The 21,023-nt window shown below is 49.7% G+C and carries 22 protein-coding genes; 9 read left to right on the forward strand and 13 right to left on the reverse strand.

Features of this window, described 5'->3' with window-relative positions:
* Positions 1-233 precede the first annotated feature (233 nt).
* The 4 genes from N2K84_RS11740 to N2K84_RS11755 all read left to right on the forward strand — a co-directional run bounded on the left by N2K84_RS11740 (position 234) and on the right by N2K84_RS11755 (position 2,919).
* Positions 234-914, forward strand: coding sequence for a queuosine precursor transporter (locus N2K84_RS11740; RefSeq protein WP_282592008.1), 681 nt, complete (start codon positions 234-236; stop codon positions 912-914).
* 17 nt (positions 915-931) lie between these two features.
* Complete coding sequence (gene queC, locus N2K84_RS11745) at positions 932-1,603, forward strand: 7-cyano-7-deazaguanine synthase QueC (protein ID WP_282592009.1); 672 nt, start codon at positions 932-934, stop codon at positions 1,601-1,603.
* A gap of 88 nt (positions 1,604-1,691) precedes the next feature.
* Positions 1,692-2,162, forward strand: a complete 471-nt coding sequence (queF, locus tag N2K84_RS11750; RefSeq protein ID WP_282592010.1) for a preQ(1) synthase — start codon at positions 1,692-1,694, stop codon at positions 2,160-2,162.
* Positions 2,163-2,472: 310 nt separating this feature from the next.
* Positions 2,473-2,919: a hypothetical protein gene (locus tag N2K84_RS11755; protein ID WP_282592011.1), complete on the forward strand. Its 447-nt coding sequence runs from the start codon at positions 2,473-2,475 to the stop codon at positions 2,917-2,919.
* 2 nt (positions 2,920-2,921) lie between these two features.
* Here N2K84_RS11755 and N2K84_RS11760 read toward each other — a convergent pair whose 3' ends face one another.
* The 13 genes from N2K84_RS11760 to N2K84_RS11820 all read right to left on the reverse strand — a co-directional run bounded on the left by N2K84_RS11760 (position 2,922) and on the right by N2K84_RS11820 (position 12,760).
* On the reverse strand, positions 2,922-3,173 hold the full coding sequence (locus tag N2K84_RS11760) for a thiamine-binding protein (RefSeq protein ID WP_282592012.1): 252 nt from the start codon (positions 3,171-3,173) through the stop codon (positions 2,922-2,924).
* Entirely contained in the window at positions 3,173-3,820 is a 648-nt protein-coding gene (locus N2K84_RS11765) for a class I SAM-dependent methyltransferase (protein WP_282592013.1), read from the reverse strand. The genes N2K84_RS11760 and N2K84_RS11765 overlap by 1 nt, the downstream gene beginning before the upstream one ends.
* Before the next feature lie 146 nt (positions 3,821-3,966).
* On the reverse strand, positions 3,967-4,869 hold the full coding sequence (locus N2K84_RS11770; RefSeq protein WP_282592014.1) for a D-hexose-6-phosphate mutarotase: 903 nt from the start codon (positions 4,867-4,869) through the stop codon (positions 3,967-3,969).
* Positions 4,870-5,005: 136 nt separating this feature from the next.
* On the reverse strand, positions 5,006-5,674 hold the full coding sequence (gene lipB / locus N2K84_RS11775; protein WP_282592015.1) for a lipoyl(octanoyl) transferase LipB: 669 nt from the start codon (positions 5,672-5,674) through the stop codon (positions 5,006-5,008).
* A gap of 96 nt (positions 5,675-5,770) precedes the next feature.
* On the reverse strand, positions 5,771-6,496 hold the full coding sequence (cmk, locus tag N2K84_RS11780) for a (d)CMP kinase (RefSeq protein ID WP_282592016.1): 726 nt from the start codon (positions 6,494-6,496) through the stop codon (positions 5,771-5,773).
* A gap of 88 nt (positions 6,497-6,584) precedes the next feature.
* Complete coding sequence (gene porQ, locus N2K84_RS11785; RefSeq protein WP_282592017.1) at positions 6,585-7,604, reverse strand: type IX secretion system protein PorQ; 1,020 nt, start codon at positions 7,602-7,604, stop codon at positions 6,585-6,587.
* A gap of 133 nt (positions 7,605-7,737) precedes the next feature.
* Positions 7,738-8,241: a YkgJ family cysteine cluster protein gene (locus N2K84_RS11790; RefSeq protein WP_282592018.1), complete on the reverse strand. Its 504-nt coding sequence runs from the start codon at positions 8,239-8,241 to the stop codon at positions 7,738-7,740.
* Positions 8,213-9,130, reverse strand: coding sequence for a DMT family transporter (locus tag N2K84_RS11795; protein ID WP_282592019.1), 918 nt, complete (start codon positions 9,128-9,130; stop codon positions 8,213-8,215). Before N2K84_RS11795 ends, N2K84_RS11790 begins: the two co-directional genes overlap by 29 nt.
* A gap of 338 nt (positions 9,131-9,468) precedes the next feature.
* Complete coding sequence (locus N2K84_RS11800) at positions 9,469-9,690, reverse strand: hypothetical protein (RefSeq protein ID WP_282592020.1); 222 nt, start codon at positions 9,688-9,690, stop codon at positions 9,469-9,471.
* Positions 9,691-9,695: 5 nt separating this feature from the next.
* A complete protein-coding gene (locus N2K84_RS11805; RefSeq protein WP_282592021.1) occupies positions 9,696-9,911 on the reverse strand; it encodes a hypothetical protein in 216 nt (71 codons plus the stop codon).
* Positions 9,908-10,768 carry a putative beta-lysine N-acetyltransferase gene (ablB, locus tag N2K84_RS11810; RefSeq protein WP_282592022.1) on the reverse strand — a complete coding sequence of 287 codons (861 nt, stop codon included), beginning with the start codon at positions 10,766-10,768 and terminating at the stop codon, positions 9,908-9,910. Before ablB ends, N2K84_RS11805 begins: the two co-directional genes overlap by 4 nt.
* A complete protein-coding gene (kamA, locus tag N2K84_RS11815) occupies positions 10,740-12,050 on the reverse strand; it encodes a lysine 2,3-aminomutase (RefSeq protein WP_282592023.1) in 1,311 nt (436 codons plus the stop codon). Before kamA ends, ablB begins: the two co-directional genes overlap by 29 nt.
* A 221-nt stretch (positions 12,051-12,271) precedes the next feature.
* On the reverse strand, positions 12,272-12,760 hold the full coding sequence (locus N2K84_RS11820; RefSeq protein ID WP_282592024.1) for a MarR family winged helix-turn-helix transcriptional regulator: 489 nt from the start codon (positions 12,758-12,760) through the stop codon (positions 12,272-12,274).
* Between the two features lie 147 nt (positions 12,761-12,907).
* Here N2K84_RS11820 and N2K84_RS11825 point away from each other — a divergent pair, with 147 nt between their 5' ends.
* From N2K84_RS11825 to N2K84_RS11845, 5 genes are all read left to right on the forward strand, one after another.
* Complete coding sequence (locus N2K84_RS11825) at positions 12,908-13,672, forward strand: hypothetical protein (protein ID WP_282592025.1); 765 nt, start codon at positions 12,908-12,910, stop codon at positions 13,670-13,672.
* Between the two features lie 7 nt (positions 13,673-13,679).
* Positions 13,680-14,984 (forward strand): LVIVD repeat-containing protein, encoded by a 1,305-nt coding sequence (locus N2K84_RS11830; RefSeq protein WP_282592026.1) that lies wholly within the window; start codon positions 13,680-13,682, stop codon positions 14,982-14,984.
* A gap of 502 nt (positions 14,985-15,486) precedes the next feature.
* Positions 15,487-16,422: a lytic transglycosylase domain-containing protein gene (locus N2K84_RS11835; protein ID WP_282592027.1), complete on the forward strand. Its 936-nt coding sequence runs from the start codon at positions 15,487-15,489 to the stop codon at positions 16,420-16,422.
* A gap of 5 nt (positions 16,423-16,427) precedes the next feature.
* Positions 16,428-19,292: an excinuclease ABC subunit UvrA gene (gene uvrA, locus N2K84_RS11840; RefSeq protein ID WP_282592028.1), complete on the forward strand. Its 2,865-nt coding sequence runs from the start codon at positions 16,428-16,430 to the stop codon at positions 19,290-19,292.
* A 28-nt stretch (positions 19,293-19,320) separates the two neighbouring features.
* Positions 19,321-20,985, forward strand: a complete 1,665-nt coding sequence (locus N2K84_RS11845; RefSeq protein WP_282592029.1) for a nucleoside kinase — start codon at positions 19,321-19,323, stop codon at positions 20,983-20,985.
* Positions 20,986-21,023 lie beyond the last annotated feature (38 nt).

The following is a 21,023-nucleotide window of genomic DNA, read 5'->3' on the forward strand; positions in this document are numbered from 1 at the left end:
CTGTTTTAATGCCACAAAAGTAACATTTTTTCGGCAGAAAACGTGATGTGGATCATTTGTGGTTTTTCGTTGCCTGCGAATGGTTATGGGGTTGTTGACGATTAGTTAATGGGGCGTTCGTTGTCAATTGTGCGTCTGGAAACTTTAAACCCGAAACTTGAAACTCAAAAAAATATTATCTTTGCGCCATTATTAACATCGTGTGCTTGGTAACCACGTAAAAAACAAGTGAAATGAAAAATCAAGTTTCAGTATTATTCCTGTTGACGGGAGTGCTTTTTGCTGCCTCCCTGCTAATCGCCAACATTTTAGCATCCAAAATTATCATGATCGGACCGTGGTCGGCCCCGGCGGGTGTGCTGATCTTTCCTGTCGCCTACATCATCAACGATGTGATTGCCGAAGTGTGGGGCTATGCCAAAGCGCGGCTGATTATCTGGGCCGGTTTTGGCGTGAATTTAATGGCCGCCCTGTTCTTCATGCTGGCTATTGCTATGCCTGCGGCTCCGTTTTATGAAGGGGAGGAAGCCTTTCAAATGATTGTGGGCAGCTCGGTGCGTATCGTGTTTGCCAGTTTGACTGCTTACCTGGTGGGCTCGTTCCTGAATGCTTTCGTGATGAGCAAATTCAAGCTGCTCACCCGTGGCAAAGGTTTTTCGTTAAGGGCAGTGGTTTCCACCCTGGCCGGCGAGGGCGCCGATTCGCTAATCTTCATCACCGTTGCTTTTGCCGGTATTTTCCCGCTGCCGGTTATCCTTGGGATGATCGTGACACAGGCCTTGTTGAAAACGGCTTACGAGATCATCATCCTTCCATTCACCATGCTGGTGGTGAAAAAGGTAAAGGAAATTGAAGGCGTGGATACGTTTGATGAGGACGTTTCGTACAATCCGTTCCGTTTAAATCAGATCTGATATTTTTTCCCGTAAGAATGAAGGAAGTCAAAAAAGCGTTGGTTGTGTTTTCGGGAGGGCAGGATTCGACGACCTGCCTGTTTTGGGCAAAACAGCAATTTGATGAGGTTGAGGCCATCTCGTTCGACTACGGACAGAAGCACCAGCTGGAATTGCAGGTGGCCGAAGCAATTGCCGTAAAAGCCAACGTGCCGTTTCATGTATATAAACTGGATTTGCTGGGACAAATTACCAGCAACGCGCTTACCAATGCCGATATGGAGGTGGAGGAAGACAAACCTGCTGACCGTCCGCCCAATACGCTGGTGGAGGGCCGCAATATGTTGTTTCTGACCTATGCGGCGGTGTATGCCAAATCGAAAGGCATCCATCATTTGGTAACCGGGGTGGGACAGGCAGATTACAGTGGCTATCCCGATTGCCGCGACGAGTTTATTCGTTCGCTCAACCAAACGCTGAACCTGTCGATGGATTATCCGTACGAAATCCATACGCCATTGATGTGGAAAAATAAAATGCAAATTTGGCAACTGGCCGATGAGTTGGGGGTATTCGATCTGGTGCGCAACGAAACGCTCACCTGCTACAATGGCATCGTTGGCGACGGCTGTGGCCATTGTCCGGCCTGCAAATTGCGCCGCAACGGGCTGGGGCATTATTTAAAAGACAGAAAATTGGGGAATGGGTGAGGGGATTGGTGGCTTTTAATCAGGTTATGATTGTGCCTTCAATGTCGATCATGAAAATTTGGAATTTGAAACCTGGAATTTAACAGATATGGACAACTTAAAACATCTTGGAGGCGAAACCAACTATTTGTTTGATTACACGCCGGATGTATTGGAAACTTTCGACAATAAACATCCTGAAAATGATTACTGGGTGAAGTTCAACTCACCCGAGTTTACCAGTTTGTGCCCCATTACCGGACAGCCCGATTTTGCGACCATTTATATCAGTTACATGCCCGGGAAAAAAATGGTGGAAAGCAAATCGCTGAAATTGTACTTGTTTAGTTTCCGTAACCACGGCGCTTTTCACGAGGATTGCATCAATATCATCCTGAAAGATTTGGTAAAACTGATGGAGCCTAAATACATCGAAGTGTGGGGGAAATTTCTGCCGCGAGGTGGCCTCAGCATCGATCCGTATGCCAACTACGGGCAACCCGGCACCAAATATGAACAGTTGGCTTGGTATCGCCTGCAAAATCACGACCTGAACCCGGAGAAAATCGACAACCGGTAAAAATATATTTGCAGCTGCCTTTGGTATTTTTTCAATCGTAGGAGTTCACTCGTCAGGAAACCCATTGAGAAATTCCAACTACTTTTGTGTTGGAAAAATGATGGCATCTTGGTGAATTATTGACTTTTGATTATTATATTGGGCTGTACTCGAAACGCATAATCGGTTGCAACAGAATTCACACCGGCTGTGATTAACAGAAAACAGCAGATCCTTCCTTTAGATGTTCGTTATTATATCTGTTCGGGACGGATTTTTCGGATACACACCGTTGCATATGCTGAGCTCAAAATATACCAAACCGGACCTTATGAACTATACCTTCCGACAGAAAATCCCCCGCGAATTAATGACTGACGATTTACTTTCGCTGCTTGAACTGGAGCTGAACCAACGTCGGTATGGAACCGAACGGACCGGGGACCGGTTGCTTTTTAAACGAAAAATTTCACCTGTTGCTTCGCGGTTTCAAATTTTAGTTGAATTGTTCCGGTCGCTTACTACCGGCCAGATCTATTTGGATGAGAATTCTCCCGGACTGTTAATTTGTTGCATTAGTTATCTAAAGCATATCGTGGTGTGCTGGGTGTTTGGGATTACAATTGGACTGATGTTTTCGTGGCTGAATGGTTTCTACTGGCTGGATTTTTTCAAAATTGCCAACCCAATTATCCTGTTATCGGTTTCTGTTGGCGTCTTGAACGGAAACGCCCGACTGAAACGGTTGGTCAGCCAGGCGATGGAAAAAATCAGTTAAGATCAACCAATTTTAAGCGCACATGCATTTGCAATTTTCAGGTTAAACACCGAGGGGTATTGCTTCATCATGGTTTTCATGTGGCTGTTTACCAAGGTCATTACCGACTCGTAGTCGCCCGAAAGTAAGGTGCTCATGGTTCCAACTTCCACCCGGATGCCCGATTGGTTTTTTAAGAGCTCCAGCAGTTCCAGCACCGGCTTATCATACTGATCGATCAGTGCGTAATAGCTTATTTCAACAGTAATTTGCATCAGTTTCGTTTTTGTACGGCGGCGGCCAGAAAAACACCAGGCGCCGTGTGTTTTTCATCTGTTTCATCCAATAGTCTGAAATCGGCAGATAAGTGTACGCACTCCAAAACGGTTGGTTCGCCGATTTTCAGTAAGTGTTTGGTCAACTGGTCGCTTGTCATGAAATCGCCATGTTGGAACACCGGATCGTGGTGCTTGGTTTTGCCGAGTGTGGATGCGGCATTCAGACAACCGGTAATCAGCCAGCCACCGGGTTTCAGTACACGTTTTATCTCGGAAAAGGCCTTTTCCACATCACCGCAAAACTCCAGTGCTGTAATGACGGCCACTTGGTCGAATGTGCAGTCTGCAAAGGGCAGCTGCCTGACGTCGGCTGTCATGAACCGAACGTTAGGCAGGGCTTTTTCTTTTGCCAAATTCATCATCTCGTCGGCCACGTCGGTTGCCGTAACGCGGAAATCAAGCTCGCTGAAAAACGCGGTCCAGTGGCCCGTTCCGCAGCCAATTTCCAACATTTCGCCCGGCGTAACCGGCTCCAGCAATTGGCGGATAGCTTGTTTTTCCAACTCATCAATAGCGCGGCCTTGCTCACTCTGGTAGTAAGCATCATAGGCCTGCGCAATATTTTTTTCAGCAAAAATGTTCATGAAGAAGTTTCAAGTTCCAGGTTCCAAGTTTCAAGTTGTCCACTGCCAAGTGATCGGTCATCAATCTCCATAAATGACAATTAATGACCGGATGACCGGTTCTCCAGCGATCATTCACCAATTTCAAATCTTCGGCGACTGGATTGCTATGCTTCCAATCCGATGATGGCCGAGGTTTCGTGCGTTGCGCCGGGCGCCAGGCAGATCAGGTTGTTGAAAGCATTTACAGCTTCCACGCAAACAAAGCTTTCGTAGCCATCATCCGGAAGATCCCCAATAGTGGCGCAAGCTTCTTTCCCGGGGTTCCACACGGTCGTAACCTTGCTGCCGGTTTTCTCCACCAGGATGCGGCGCCGGAAAACCGGATCAGAAATCACAACGGCTGCTTCTGTATCCAGATAATGACGGGTCAATGCTTCGCGAATATGCAGTACTGCTTCTTCCTGCACTTCATTTCCCGGGTTAAGCTGGTTGTAATAGGTGGTTCCCTGCAATCCTTCAATGCCAATATTTTCGATCCCGGACAGGTAAAAGTACGTGTGCAGGGCGCTGCCAAACTCAAAGGATTCGTTGGAGGTGTTGGTCACTTTGAGTAAGACATTCAATTTGGAACCAACGGTAATGTCCAGCTCGGCTTCGAAATCAAAAGGCCAGTAATTTTTGGTTTCTTCGGAAGAGGACAGTTGCAGCCTGACGCGGGTTTCACCGGTTGGCGTGGTAGCGGTTTCTGCTACGTTCCAATACATCAGGCGGGCAAAGCCGTGTTGTGGTTTTTGTGGGTCGCTTTTGTGGGGGCCAAACCAGGGAAAGCAAACGGGGATGCCGCCGCGGATGGGTTTCCCCACTTCGAACATACTATCGGGGCTCATCCACAGCAAATCCATTGTTTTGTGCGGACGGAAACTGGTTACATGTCCGCCGTACAAGCAAATGTCGGCATCGGCATATTTGTTCGAAATAGTGAGGAAAACCAAATCGTTTTCCAGCTCGGCAAAGCCAACTTCGCCTTCAATGCTGAATTTTTCATCGAGAGTATCCAAATCAATCATGGCATTTTTTTTATAATTTGTTTTTTCTGAATTGTTTTCAGGAAAGTATATAAGTTTAAAGTTCACAGGTACATAAGCGTGAGAATGAAATCAATCCACTAACTTATGAACATATGGACTCATGCACTTGTATATTTCAATACATTTCATTGAACTTTGTTTTCACGATTTCTTTTACTTCGTTCATATCCACCGGGCGCCCCAATTCGCGTTCGAGCGAAGTGACCCCATAAGTGAGGAACCCGCAGGGATTGATGTAGTTGAAGTAGCGCATGTCGGTATTCACGTTCAGTGCAAAACCGTGCATGGTTACGTAGCGGCTCACGCGCACGCCGATCGCACAAATTTTCCGGGCTTTGGCCGGAATGTTGGCATCAAGCCAAACGCCTGTTGCGCCTTCCTTGCGTCCGCCGGTCAGTCCGTAATGAGCAAGCGTGGCAATGATGGCGTCTTCCATTTTTTCGATGTATTCGCGCACTCCGATGTGGTAATATTCCAGGTCGATGATGGGATAGCCCACCAGTTGGCCGGGACCGTGGTAAGTAATGTCGCCGCCCCGGTTTATTTTATAGAAGGTGGCTTCAATCTTTTTCAAAAATTCGCCGTGAACCAACAGGTTGTGTTCGTCACCGCTTTTCCCAAGTGTATAAACATGCGGGTGCTCCACCAGCAGAAAGCGGTTCATTTCTGTAGGAGCCTTTTTTTCTTTTTTGTCGTTTTGCACCGCGGCCAGAATTTCTTCCTGGTAGTCCCAGCATTCCTGATAGTCTTTCAGACCAACATCTTCGTAATTAAAATGTGCCATTCGCTAAGTTTCAAATTTCAAGTTTCGGGTTGTCGGTTATCCATTTCCAACTGACAACAAATGACCGTCAATGACTCAATGACCAATCCTCTTTCATCATTCAATATTCACAACCCCTAAATTACGGATCACTTCCCGGGCTTTCTGCAGCGCCCAATCGAGTTGTTCGTCGCGGTTCAGGTAGGAATTGTCCAGGATCAGCGCATCGTCAGCTTTGCGAAGAGGACTGACTTCCCTGCCCGAGTCGATACGGTCGCGTTCTTCAACATTGTGCAGAATCTCTTCGAAACTCACCTGTTGACCTTTGCCAATCAGCTCATCGTAACGGCGTTGTGCCCGCACTTCGGGGCTGGCCGTCATGAAAATTTTCAGCTCGGCTTCGGGAAAGACAGCTGTGCCAATATCGCGGCCATCCATCACGATGCCTTTGTTTTTACCCATTGCCTGTTGTTGTTTTACCGTCGCCTCGCGTACCTCGCGGATGGTGGCCACCGGGCTCACGTGGGTGGAAACCGGCAACCGGCGGATTTCTTCTTCCACGTTTTCACCGTTCAGGTAGGTCTCGTTTTGTCGGGAAGCCGGGTTTAGCCGGAACTCAATGGTAATTTCGGGAAGCCGGGCTATTAATTCAGGTTCGTTTACCTGTCCGTTTGCTGCCAGCCCGTTTTTCAGGGCAAACAGGGTTACGGCGCGGTACATGGCGCCGCTGTCCAGGTAGATGTATCCCAATGCTTTGGCCAGTTCTTTGGCCACGGTACTTTTTCCGCAGGAAGAATGCCCGTCGATGGCAATCACTATTTTTGGGTTCGTCGTCTCATTCATGTCAACAAATATATTGTTTTTGATCGTAACCCGCCCGTTTTTTGGGAATCAGCTGGCAGAAACGTCCGGTTAACCCGTTGGTGGTTTACTAATAGCCGGTTCCCAGCCGGATAGCCACCGAAATGTGGTTGCTGGAGGCGGCGAGGTGATAGCGTGCCGAACCGTAATCGAAATGAAAACGGTTGATTTTGAAGCCGAAACCCCAGGAGAAGCCCACGGTGGAGGCCTTGTCGTCAAACATCAGTTCCTGGCGGCGCTGATAGTTGTACCCGGCGCGGACGGTGAAGTTTTCCGAAGCAAGCAGCTCTACTCCCAGAAGAAGGTGCCGCAGAAATAGCTTTCCAAATCCCTCTTCTTCCGAAATGGTTTTTGTTGCTGTTTCGTTTTCGTCAGGCTGCGAAAGGTTCCAGCGCTGCAAGTGTTGCAGGGTGGCCGACAGCCGCAGCGGCGCATGGGCCAGTCGTTTCGAAAAGCCCAGCTGCAGATCGAAAGGGAGGCTTTCCCGCTGTCCGTTTTCGTAGTAAGTAGTAAGTTGGGCGCCGATGTTCCGGATGACCAGGGCATAGTTGGTCAGCTGGTCCCGGCTGGCATAATTTAACCCCAAGTCGGCGGCCAGGCCAACCGATTGGTACGATTCGAAGGACGACAGGATGGGTTTTAGCGTAGCGCCCACCTGCCACCTGCCATACCTTTTTGCCCAGTTCAGGTTTAGCGAATATTCAGCAGCTGTAAAAGTGCCTTCTTTTTGTCCGGTGGCACTGGCCTGAATAAATTCGCCGTAGTTGATGTAGTGAACGCCCACACCCAGGGTTCCTTTTTCCTTCAAATTATGGGCAAAAGCAGCATAACCGTAATTGATCCCGCTGAAGTAAGCCACATAGTTCATCAACAGTTTGTTGTGCATAGTTGGGGCAAGCAGCGCCGGATTGTTGTAAGCCACGTTCAGGTCGGTGGAGTCGTTGATGGCAATTTGGTTGCCTCCAAGCGCCGCCATGCGGGCCGAGTTCACCAGGTTGAGGAATTCGTAGGTCGATTCTCCGCCAATTTGCGCTGTGGCTTCCGTGGTCGTTATCAGTGAAACAAATAAAATGAGGTAGATGAGCTTCATGCTGCAAAAATCCACTTTTATTGGGCTCCCAAAGTTATGGGTTTATTTCAATCCCAAAAGCGCTTTTTGGGTGCGGTGATATTCAAATCGCCGGTTATTTCCGGCAGCAAAAATCTGAATAACCAATGACTAATTACCACTCCATCTTTGTAAGCTCGCTGGTAATGGAGAAGACGATGGGGCAAACTTCGCAGTTTTTTTGGGTCAGGTTCAGGATTTGGTAGAAGCGGTTGCGGTCGGTATGCGGATATTCGCGGCAGGCGCGCGGCCGGTTTTCATACACACAGCAATAGTTGTCGGCCATCAAAAACGGGCAGGGCGTTTGCTGAAAAACGTAATCGTGGTCTTCATCCACATACAAGTAACGGCCAATAAAATCGGCTGGTTTCATTTTCTGGCTTTTGGCCAGGCGTTCGGCATCCTTGTCCGTCACAATCGGGCTGATGGTGGAGCAGCAGTTGGCGCAATCCAAACAGTCGAACTGTTCAAACGCTTCCCGGTGCAGGCGGTGGACCACATCATCCAGGTTTTTCGGCTTTTTCTTTTTCAGTTTTTGAAACAAAGCAGAGAACTCCTGCTTGCGGTTGGCCGTCATGGCTTTTAGTTCGTCAGGTTTGAAATACCGGATAGTCTCCATTTTTGCGTTTTCTTCGTTTCAACTGTGCCAGAAACAGGCCGGCAATTACGACGGTTACCCCAATAATCTTTTGCGCATTAATCTCATCCCCTAAAATGAAATAGGAAAAAATGACCACGAACACCGGCATCACGTTGATGAACATGTTCGACTTGTTGATGCCAAGGTGGCGAATGCTGTACGTGAAAAAGATGAATCCCAGAATAGAAGCGAAAATGGCCAGCTTAACAATGGCGCCAAATGCTTCGGGATGGAAAGGGGTTTGAAAGGTCTTTTCGGCTTCGAAAACCGACCAGAAGGGCAGAAACATGAACGAGCCAAACAGGTTTTGGTAACTGATAATGGTGTAACCGTTATAGTGGTTTGTCAGGCGTTTCAGTAGAATGGCATACCCGATGGTTGACAACACAGCCACAAATTCGAGCGACACTCCCAACGGCGACGCCGTGAACCCCAGCGTGCGGTCGAACACTACCAGCGACACGCCTAAAAATGAAATGGTCAGGCCGGCAAAGTTGGCCCAGCTGATTTTTTCCTTGTGAAAATACCAGGCGGCCATTGGGGTGAACAGCGGAATGGTTGCTACAATCACCGAAGCAACTGTTGGCGACACATATTTCAGCCCGTAACTTTCGCCCATAAAGTACAGGAACGGCTCGAAAAACGAAAGCAGCACCATCAATCCAAAATCACTCTTTTTCAATGGTTGCAGCTTGCCAATCAATTTGGCGAAAACGAACATGATGGCTGTTGACAGCGACAGCCGGAAAAGCACCACCGTCATGGGGTCGTAGGCTTTGTAGGCCACTTTGAACCACACGAAGGAAAAGCTCCAGAAGAACATGGCCAGCAGCGCTGCCCCGTAGTATTGAGTGGTTTTGTTTTTCATTTTCCCCAGGTAATTTCGAGGGGCAAAAGTAGGGATAAATCTGCTGTCAAAAAATATATTTTACCGGCTGAATTTTGGGCATTCACCACGAAAAAGAAACTGTTTAAAATTTAAAGTCACGCCCAAAATCAAAAAATTTACCCCGCCTCTGAAGGGTGATTTTTTGATTTTTCGGGCTCCCTCTAGGGTCCGGGGTAATCCGAAAAATCAAAATGAGCAAAATTTAAACAGTTTCTAAGTTACCGGTGGTCGTTTTTTTTTTTTGTTAGAAAGAAGAAACCCACGCCAAGCCTGCAAGGATAGTCAGATCGTGAAATTTCCCAGGTTCATCCAGCGTGTCAGTCCAGGTCGATGAGAAGGGTGAAATAGGGCGCTTTTTCCTTATTGCTGATCCAGTTTTTGCTGAGGAGCGAGTTGATATGTTGTTTGCCCCGGCGGTAACTCAAGCGGAGGTTCATCAAAATATCGCCCATCATACATTTTTCTTTTTCCTTTAACAGAAGGATGATGTCGCGCTCCGTGTCATTGTCAATTTTTTCCAGTTTAATTTTTTCTCTCATACGTATTATTGTTGTTGATATGGTGTGGCTGTTGCCGGAATGGCCTGTCCGGTTTCGGCCAGTTTAAATCGTTCGCAATTTTTCCAACCCTTTATTCCCCGGTTGCAGAACACATTTTTTATCAGGAAGGGCGAAATCTTTCCAATCAGGATTTCCTCTTGGTAAACCGGGCATTCGCCTGCATAGGGGCATAGCTTGCCCAAGTGTCTGAGTTCGTTCATAACATCAGGTTTTTATAAAATACAGTCATACTTTCAATCTGTCCCGAAATATTGGTATTGTTCTTCAGCAAGCCCGAATAATGATACCCTTGCTTAATGAAGGTTTTGTTCATGCCGGGATTGTTGAGGCGGGCAATGGTGTAAAGCGTTTTGAAAGAGAGCTTTGCCATGTCTTCTTCCATTGTTTCGAGCAGCAGGCCGGCCAGGTTTTGTCCCCGGTATTCGGGCAGTACGGCAAAATCGGTCATTTCGGCATTTCCGGCATCGCGGTCCAGTTCGGCCGACGACAAGCCAATCAGCCTTTCACCATCCCAAACACCGTAATAGATTACCGTTCCTTCGTCCATGGTTTGTTTCAGGTAGGCTGCATCGGTGATGGGGAAGGGGTACGTTTTAAATACCTGGCGGTACAATGCTGCCATTTCCCCTGTTTGTTCCGGGTTCATGATGCCCGTGCTGAGTTTGTTCGCCTTGGAAACGCCATTCCCGTTTGGCCACGAAAGTAAACCGGCCAGGACTGACAGGGCTTCCGTTGGTATTGTCATCCGGGCTGTGTCCATGTATTTCGCCATAAAAAACATGCCTTCCACCCCATCAAAAAAGCCGGGAATATAGGCTTCCGGCTGATACCCGTTTTGCAGAAAGAGCGGCTGTGCCGAAGCCGGGACTTTTGCGATGATTTTGCCATAGCCGTTTTCACAGGCCATTTCATCCAGCCGGGGAAGGAGGCCGTTGCCATCTTCCTCCCGGTATTTCAGCAGATAAATCCGGTTGTTGTCTTTCCCATGTTGGATGCAGCTTTTACCAATATAGTCTATCCGATCCATGCTATTCTTCCCTCCGGTTATACCGTTCATTGTCTTCCGGGATCAGCGAAATTGAATCATTGTCATCCGAAAGCAGCTTTTCAATCCCCAGGGATTGGATTTCGTCGCTTTCTTCCAGGTTCAGTTCCAGGTTGCAGCTGGCGCAATTGCGGTCGCAGAATTTATTGTCGTAATGGTCGGGTTCCTTGTAGGTGGTAATCACGCCTTCGTAGTTGCGCAGTACCACCTTGTTGGTTGACCACGAGATGATGTAGTTGGGCATCACCGGGATTTTTCCACCGCCGCCGGGAGCATCAATCACATAAGTGGGCACGGCAAAACCGGTGGTGTGGCCAATCAGGCTTTCCATAATTTCTATTCCCTTGCCGATGGGGGTGCGGAAATGGGACAGCCCTTCCGAAAGGTCGCACTGGTAGAGGTAGTAGGGACGCACCCGGTTGGCCACCAGCTTGTGTACCAGTTTTTTCATGATACGCGGACAATCATTCACATCGGCCAGCAACACGGTTTGGTTGCCCAGTGGAAAGCCGCCGTCGGCCAGTCTGCGCAGCGCTTCTTTGGCCGAGGCAGTAATTTCGCGCGGGTGGTTGAAGTGGGTGTTGATCCACAGCGGTTGGTATTTTTTCAGGATACTGACCAGCTCGTCGGTGATGCGGTAAGGCAAAACAACCGGCATTCTGGTTCCTATGCGAACTATTTCGACATGGGGGATGGCGGTCAGTTCGCTCAATAGCCAGTCGATTTGGCTGTCGGGGAGCATGAGCGGATCGCCGCCCGAAAGCAGCACATCGCGTACCTGCGGTGTGTTTTTAATATAGTCGATGCCTTTTCTGAGTTGTTCCTTCGACGGTACAAAGTCGATGTCGCCCACTTTGCGTTTGCGCGTACAATGACGGCAGTACATGGCACAAATGTTACTCACATGGAAAAGCACGCGGTCGGGGTAGCGGTGGGTGATCCCTTCCACAGGGCTGTCGCTTTCTTCTGACAGCGGGTCTTTTAGCTCATTGTCGAGCACGGTGAGTTCGTGGACGTTGGCAAACGATTGCCGGAATACCGGGTCGTTTTTATAGTTGTCTTTCGAGATCAGCGATGCGTAGTACGGGGTGATGGAAAGCGGAAATTTTTCCAGTGTTTCGTTGAGTTTTTCTTTTTCTTTTGCCGGAAAGCGGATACCGGTCAGTTTTTCGAACTGCCCGATCGTCCGGATGCTGTTTTTTAATTGCCATTGCCAATCTTTCCAGTTCGAAATAGTCGAGTCTGATTTAATTCGGTTAGCAAGTGCTTGCTGTGTTCCGTTAAAAATTTCCATAATTTCTTCAAATAGTTTCTATGCGAACAAAAATACTGCAAAACGGAAGGAATTCAAAATTTGATTGGGTAAAGCGGAACTGAACCGGTGGTGGTATTGGCTTTATGTTTTAGATATTCAGTGCTATGGGGCTGTTGTTTAGAATGGTGATAAATAAAAAACCGGTGTTTTTTTACTCGGGCAGGTAATATGTTTTTAAAGGAATGGTTTGTGAACTCCGATCACTCTTCGTCGATTGCCTGGATCGGATCTTCGCTGGTAAGCATGGGGGCTGCTTCCATCCCGGCAATGTTCAGCAATGAAACCAGCGTGTTCAGGCTTTCTTTCATTTGATTGAGTTTGGTATCCGGCAACGACTGCAATTTAAGGTTCAATTGTTCGTGAAGGAGCGGTGGGATGGCCTGGAGCAGTGCCGCCCCTTTGTTGGTGAGGATGATGTTGACCACGCGCTTGTCGCCTTGTTTGGGCAGGCGGGCCAGGAACCCTTTGGCTTCCAGCCGGTCGATGATGCCGCTGATGGTGCTGGAGTTCAGGTTCAGGAACTGGCGTATTTCGCCTTGGGTGGACTGAAAATTGGGAGACGCGTGCAGGTAGCTCAGGCACAATACCTGGGGGATGCTTACGCCGTGTTCTTTCTGGATCTTCTTGGATTCGAGGTTGATTGAGCGTACAATTTTTCGGATCGTAATGAGGATTTCAGTCGTGTCCATGATGAAATAGTTTCTGGAGAACAAAAATAGGGGAGTTTTGTAAATTCTGTCTCACCCTGGGAAATATTTTGGCTGAATGTTTTTCGTCACGCAACCCTTTGCGAGAGGAGAGCATCTGCCAGTTGTAAAAACCAAAACAATCACAAGATGAAAAAAATTGCCTTGCTGGGTGTCCTTCTTTTGCTGGTGTGCGGCGTTTCTGCTCAGCGGATGAAAAAGGAAGTCATCTACCTGAAAAACGGTTCGGTTGTAAAAGGCCAACTCGTGCAGGTGGACGATGAAAAGGTGGTCGTTCGTTCGGCCCGAAATACCTGGGTGTTCAATCAGGCCGAGATTGATACGGTTACTTCCAAATGGTTGCGTGAAACGGATACTTCGGATGGGGCCAAACCTTGGTTTTTCAAAACCAGCGTGGGCGTGTTGCCCGGCGGGTCGGGCAATACCAAGGAAAGCCCGTTCTCGTTTGATGCTTCGCTGAACGTTCGCCTTTTTCGGAACATGTATGCCGGACTTGGCGCCGGGATCGACTTGCTGGAGGAGTCCTACCTGCCTGCCTTTGTGAATCTTGAATACCGGTTCCGCGATTCCCGCTTTACCCCGTTCATTGGTTTTCAGGGTGGCTACCTGCTCCCGCTTGACGGCGAGGTGAATACACACGGAGGTTACTATTATTACGATATCATGCCGTATTCTTCGTATTGGCCCTATTATCAGTCGCAAACGCTCGACAATGAAGGCGGCCTGATGTTTAACCCGTCGTTGGGATTTATCAGTCAGGTCAACGACAATCTGGGCTTTTCCCTGTCGTTTGGCTACCGTTACAGTCAGGTGACGTTTACCGGCGACAACAGTTACGAGCTGGAAACCAACTACAACCGTTTGTCCATCAAACTGGGTATCATTTTTAATTAGGAAAGCTATGAAAACAAGATCGATATACTCAAGCCTGGTTTTTTTCGCCCTGTTGCTGGTTGCGGGCTGCCAGGATAAGATTTATGAGTCGTTTATGGCCAACTCGCCGGTGTACATGACTTACGAGGAGTTGCGCTCGGCTGTGCAGAAAGAGCCGGTGCGCGACATTGAAAATCCGGGGAAAATCTATTTCAAGGACAATTACCTGTTTGTGAACGAAACCATGCAGGGAGTGCATGTGCTGGATGTGAGCGACCCGGCCAACCCGGACCCGGTAACGTTTATCAACATCCCGGGGAATGTGGACATTGCCATCAAAGAGGATGTGCTGTATGCCGACAGCTATGTCGATCTGGTGGCCATCGACGTGTCGGACCTGAGTGACGTAAGGGAAGTGGGTCGTATGGAGGATGTCTTTCCCTATACGGTACCCGAATACGACCCCGAATACCGGCTGGCCGAGGTGGACCAGGACAAAGGCGTGGTGGTAGAATGGGAACTTAAGCAGGTGAAAGAACAGGTCGAGCAGGATTATTACCCCATTTATTATTACCGCTCGTATGCCGAAAAGCTCTCGATGGACATGGCTAATTTTAGTTCTGCCTCGGGTGGAGTAGGAGGTGGCGGCGGCACCACCTTTGGCATTGGCGGATCGATGGCCCGTTTCGGCCTGTACAAAAACTTCCTGTATATCGTGGATAATACCCAGCTTTACACCTTTAATATTGCCAATCTGGAAAGCCCGGTTGACCTTGGGGTAAAAAGCATCGGCTGGAATATTGAAACCATGTTTCTGTACGACGACCACATGTTTCTGGGAACTACTTCCGGTATGCTGGTGTACAGCCTGGAGATTGAGCAAAACCCCACTTACATCAACCAGTACAACCACATTACCAGCTGCGACCCCGTGGTGGTGCAAAACGACCTGGCTTACGTTACCCTGCACGATGGCGGCTGGTGCGGGCGCTCGGTCAACCGGCTGGACGTGATCCGCATGTCGGACCAATATACCAAGCTCACCATGATTGCCTCGTACCCCATGGCCAACCCGCACGGGCTGGGCATCGACGGCGATGTGCTGTTTGTTTGCGACGGCAGCGCGGGGCTGAAGATTTTCGACGCTTCCGACCCGCTGACGATCTCGTCGCACAAAATTGCCGAGTTCCCCGACATCAACACCTACGACGTCATTCCGGTAAACAATTACCTGTTCATGATTGGCGATGCCGGTTTCTACCTGTACGATTACAGCGATTTGCAAAACATACAACTGCTGTCAACCATTCCTGTTTCATCGTCAGACAATTAAACGTGTTTATTCAATTTTAGGGATGTGAGGGTTTGACTCGAAGTCAAGCCCTCGCTTGTTTCCGGGTGGCGTGGTTTGTAACCACACAATTTTAACCCGCGATTAAAAATCGCCGCACCCGAAAAATCGCCGCACCCGTCTTCCATCGTCATTCCGGCGCAGGCCGCCTGCCTGTCGGCAGACAGGGAATCAGTTTCCTCCAGGTAGTTCCTTTTCCCAAAACTCCGAAGGAGTTTTCACCCAACCCGGAGGGTTGGTATGTTTATAGGTACGTCCGCGTTCCCAGGGAGATCGTGCGACCCCGGCGGGGTCGGATGCTGCATGGCACCATCCTTTTCTATAAACAGGGGATGGCGGGTGGCGCGGTTTGTAACCGCGCAATTTTAATCCGCGATTGAAAATCGCGGTACCCGGCCTCAAAAATTTATCCGCCAACTTCATTGAATGCCAAGACCAAAACCATTATTTTTGCCGTTTAGTCTGATTGGATGAATGATTTGATATGAAGAAGATAATTAGCCGTTTATTGTTGAGTTTGGTCCTGCTGGCCCTGTTGGTTGGCGGGTATCATTTTTTGGAGTCGTCAACCTATCCCGAAAGCACACCCCGCCCGCCTCACGAGGTGGTGTTGCATAGCCCGGTGAAACTGCCCGACAGTCTGACTTTTGTCGGCGAACGGGTGCCCCTCGAATATTTCGATGTGCGCGAAAGCCTCGACCGCGAGTTGCTGGTGAACAGTTATTTTCACTCGCAAACCATCCGGTTCCTGAAAATGGCCCCGCGCTTTTTCCCGATTATCGAGCCCATTTTGCTGGCCGACACCATTCCTGCCGACTTCAAATACCTGGCCCTGGCCGAGAGCGGTTTCGACCCGCGTGCCGTGTCGCCTGCCGGGGCGGTGGGCTTCTGGCAGTTTCTGAAGGGGACGGCCACCGACTACGGACTGGAGGTGAACGGCGAAGTGGACGAGCGCTACCACATTGAGCGGTCAACCCGCGCGGCCTGCCAGTACCTGAAAGAATCGTACCGGAAATTCGGGAGCTGGACCCTGGTGGCCGCTTCGTACAATGCCGGCCGTGCCGCTGTTGACAAGCAAATTGGCCGCCAACACGAAAGCAACTATTTCGATCTGTTGCTGGGCGAAGAAACCGGCCGCTATGTATTCCGGATCATGGCCCTCAAGCTGATTATGGAAAACCCGGAAACCTATGGTTTTCGCGTTGCTGACAGTGAGAAATACCCGGCCTGGGATGTACGGACCATCGACATTAATACACCGGTTAAAGATTTTGCCGAGTTTGCCAAAGCCCACGGCACCAACTATAAATTGCTGAAAATGCTGAACCCCTGGTTGCGCGAACCTTACCTCACCAACGCCAAAGGCAAAACATACACCCTTAAAATCCCGGCTGAAGGGTTCCGGACAAATACAAATTGATGGATATGCAGGAGACAGAACTACTGGAATTGACCGACGAGCTGACCGATCAGGAAGAAAAGATTGTGGTGATTGGCGCCCGGGTGCACAACCTTCAAAATATCAATGTTGAAATTCCGCGCAACAAGCTTACGGTGATTACCGGCTTGAGCGGCAGCGGGAAATCATCGCTGGCTTTCGACACCATTTATGCGGAAGGTCAACGGCGCTACATCGAAACGTTTTCGGCCTATGCTCGCTCATTTTTGGGCAACATGGAGCGCCCCGATGTGGACAAGATCACCGGCCTCAGCCCTGTGATTTCCATCGAACAGAAAACCACCAACAAAAACCCGCGCTCTACGGTGGGCACGGTCACCGAGATCTACGACTTCCTGCGCTTGCTGTATGCCCGCGCCGCCGAAGCCTTCTCCTACGAAACGGGCGAAAAGATGGTGAAATACACCGACGAGCAAATCCTGAAATTGATAAACGAACAGTTTGCCGGACAGCGGATTCTGATTATGGCGCCCTTGGTGCGTGGTCGTAAAGGGCATTACCGCGAATTGTTTGAGCAGACCCGGAAAAAAGGTTTCCTCTATGCCCGGATTGATGGCGAAGTGACCGAGCTGAAACCCAACATGCGGGTTGACCGCTACAAAAACCACTTTATCGAAATTGTGGTGGACCGCCTGGCAGTGGAAGAGGGCAGCATGAAACGGCTGAAAGATTCGGTACAGATGGCTATGAAACAGGGGCACGGCGTTTGCCTGATCATGGACCACGATTCGGAAACACTGAAATATTACAGCCGCCAGCTGATGTGCCCCACCACGGGCATTTCGTACAACGAACCGGCGCCGCACAACTTCTCGTTCAACTCGCCGCAGGGGGCTTGCCATAAGTGCAACGGCCTGGGGCAGATTGCCGAAATCGATCTGGAAAAAATCATGCCCGACCCGGCCATGAGCATTGCCAAAGGCGGAATTGCCCCGCTTGGGCCGCACAAAAACACGCTCATCTTCTGGCAAATTGAGGCCCTGGGCGACAAATACGGTTTTACGCTGAAAACCCCGGTGAAAGATATTCCCGAGGAGGCAATGAATGCTATTTTGTACGGCACCAGCGAGCGGATTACGCTGAAGAATTCCCCCCTGGGCAGCTCGGTCAATTATATGATGTCGTACGAAGGGATCGTGAAATATATCGACAGCCAGCGCGATGATAATCCCTCGAAAACCGCGCAAAAGTGGGCCAACCAGTTTGTGCGCGAACAGGCTTGTCCCGAATGTCACGGCCATCGCCTGAAAAAGGAATCGCTTTATTTTAAGATTGACGGTAAAAATATTTCGGAACTGGCGCAGATGGATGTTGCCGAACTGAAAGCCTGGTTTGACGGGTTGGAAGACCGCATCACCGACCGCCAACGTAAAATTGGTACCGAGGTGATTAAGGAAATCCGTACCCGCATCAGCTTTTTGCTGGACGTGGGGCTCGAATACCTGTCGCTCGACCGGGCCTCGGCCACGCTTTCCGGGGGCGAGTCGCAGCGGATTCGCCTGGCCACCCAAATCGGTTCGCAGCTGGTGAATGTGCTGTACATTCTGGATGAACCCAGCATCGGCCTGCACCACCGCGATAACCTGCGCCTGATCAACTCGCTCGAAAAGCTGCGCGACACGGGCAACTCGGTCATTGTGGTGGAACACGACAAGGACATGATGCTTTCGGCCGATTACCTGGTGGATATGGGCCCCTTTGCCGGGCGGCACGGCGGCGAAATAGTGGCAGCCGGAACCCCGCAGGAGGTGCTGAAAGCCAACACGCTTACCTCGAAATACCTCACCGGCGAGCACCAGATTGCAGTGCCCGAAAAGCGCCGTAAAGGAAACGGCAAAGAACTGAAGTTGGTTGGCTGCAAGGGGCACAACCTGAAAAATGTGGACGTGTCGTTCCCGCTGGGCAGGCTGATTTGCGTGACCGGCGTTTCGGGTAGCGGCAAATCCAGCCTCATTAATGGTACGCTGCAGCCCATTTTGAGCCAGCATTTTTTCAACTCGCTGAAAGACCCGCTGTCCTATGAGAAAATTGAAGGGCTGCAACATATCGACAAAGTGGTACAGGTTGACCAGTCGCCGCTGGGACGCACGCCCCGCTCGAACCCGGTGACTTACACCGGCGTGTTTTCAGATATCCGCGCTTTGTTTGCCCAGTTGCCCGAGGCCAAAATCCGGGGGTACAAACCCGGGCGCTTCTCCTTCAATGTGAAAGGCGGACGTTGCGAAGATTGTCAGGGTGGCGGGTTGAAGCTGATTGAGATGAACTTTTTGCCCGACGTGTATGTGCATTGCGACACTTGTAACGGAAAACGCTACAATCGCGAAACGCTGGAAGTGCGCTACAAAGGCAAATCCATCAGCGATGTGCTGGATATGACCATCAACCAGGGCGTGGAGTTTTTCGAAAGCCTGCCCTCCATTGCTCATAAATTGCGCACGTTACAGGAAGTTGGCCTGGGGTACATCACCCTTGGACAGTCGTCCACTACCTTGTCGGGCGGCGAGTCGCAACGGGTGAAGCTGGCCACCGAGCTGGCGAAAAAGGATACCGGGAAAACGCTTTATATATTGGATGAACCCACCACCGGCCTTCATTTCGAAGATATCCGTGTGCTGCTGGAGGTGCTCAACAAGTTGGTTGACCGAGGCAATACAGTGATCGTGATCGAGCACAATATGGATGTGATTAAAGTGGCCGACCACATCATCGACCTGGGGCCGGAAGGCGGGCGCGGCGGCGGTCAGGTGCTCATTACCGGCACGCCCGAAGTAGTGGTGAAAAACAAGTCGTCCTACACGGCCATGTATCTGAAAAATGAATTAGCTTTATAAGTGTTATTGTCAATTAATCCTGAAACGAATGAAAACAGTCGATATTTACTGCGAAAACAACCACACCGTAAAAGCCTATCCGCTGGGTGTCACCCTCGAAGAAATCAAGGACGATATGCAGATTGAGCTGGAAAATCCGATTTGCGGGGCCTTGGTAAACAACAAAGTGAAGGAACTTTCCTTCGCGGTGGTGAAATCCAAGCAGGTTGAGTTTATCGACTATACCCATATCGACGGGCGCCGCCTGTATGTGCGTTCGTTGTTGTTTTTGCTTTACGTGGCAGCTCGTGAAGTTTTTCCGCAGGTGAAACTGAAGATCATGCACGGCATCAGCCAGGGCTATTATTGCGAGCTGATCGGCCTGGAACGCCCCATTGATGAATCGGACATTTTCGAGCTGAAAAATGAGATGCAACATTGGGTGAAACAGGATATCCCCTTCGAAAAGAAAGGCCTGTTGACCCGTGACGCCGTGGATGAACTGGTCGCTCAGGGATTGGAAGAAAAGGCCAAGTTGTTCGACCAACAGGGCATGATGTTTTCCTTCCTGTATTACCTGAACGGTTATTGCAATTATTTTTACGGGCATCACGTGCCGTCAACCGGCTACCTCACCTCGTTTGATATTGTGCCTTATTTTGATGGCATCCTGTTGCAGGTGCCCAAGCCCGACAACTTTGATGAGTTGAACGAGGTGGAAACCATGGAGAAGCTGTTTGGTATTTTTAAGGAACACAAAAAACGGGCAGAGCTGATGAATGTTCCAAACCTGGGTATGCTGAACGAATACACCGAAACCGGGCGTGGCGGCGAGATTATCAAAATTTCGGAGGCGCTGCACGAAAAGAAAATTGCCGAGATTGCCAATATGATCGATGCCCGCCGCAACCATGTGAAAGTGGTGCTGTGTGCCGGTCCCTCTGCCTCGGGGAAAACTACCTTCAGCAAGCGGCTGGCGGTGCAGCTGGCCGTCAACGGCATTGTGCCCCACCTGATTTCGCTGGACGACTATTTTGTGGATCGCGAAAAAACGCCGCTGGACGAGCAGGGTAATTACGATTTTGAGTCGTTGGAAGCCATCGATGTAGAGTTTTTCAACGAGCAACTGATGCAACTTTTTCAGGGTGAAGAGGTGGAGCTGCCCCGCTTCAACTTTTTGCTGGGAAGAAGGGAAGCATCGGGTACCAAACTCCGGCTGGGCGATGGGCATTTGCTGGTGGTGGAAGGCATTCACGGCATGAATCCCGGACTGATGCCACATGTGAAGAACGGGCGCAGCTTCCGGATCTTTCTCTCGGCGCTCACACAAATTTCGCTCGACGACCACAACCACATTTCTACTACCGACAACCGGCTGATCCGCCGCATGATCCGCGATGCCAAATACCGCGGTTACCCGGCCACCGAAACCATCAAACGCTGGCCGAGCGTACGCAGTGGCGAAGAAAAGAACATCTTCCCCTATCAGGAGAATGCCGATGTCATGTTCAACTCGGCTTTGATTTACGAGCTGGCCGTGCTGAAAAAATATGTTGAACCTTTATTGAAAGCCGTTCCTGAAGTTTCTGAAGAACATTGCGAGGCCAACCGGCTGCTTAAGTTTTTCAGTTATTTCCACCATATCGACGACACGGAAATACCCCCGACATCTGTACTTCGGGAGTTTTTGGGCGGCAGTAGTTTCCGGTACTGACGGAAAGTTATGATTGCCGATTGCCGATTTTTGATTTG

The sequence above is a fragment of the Gaoshiqia sediminis genome, assembly GCF_025907915.1.
GTDB classification, from domain to species: domain Bacteria; phylum Bacteroidota; class Bacteroidia; order Bacteroidales; family Prolixibacteraceae; genus Gaoshiqia; species Gaoshiqia sediminis.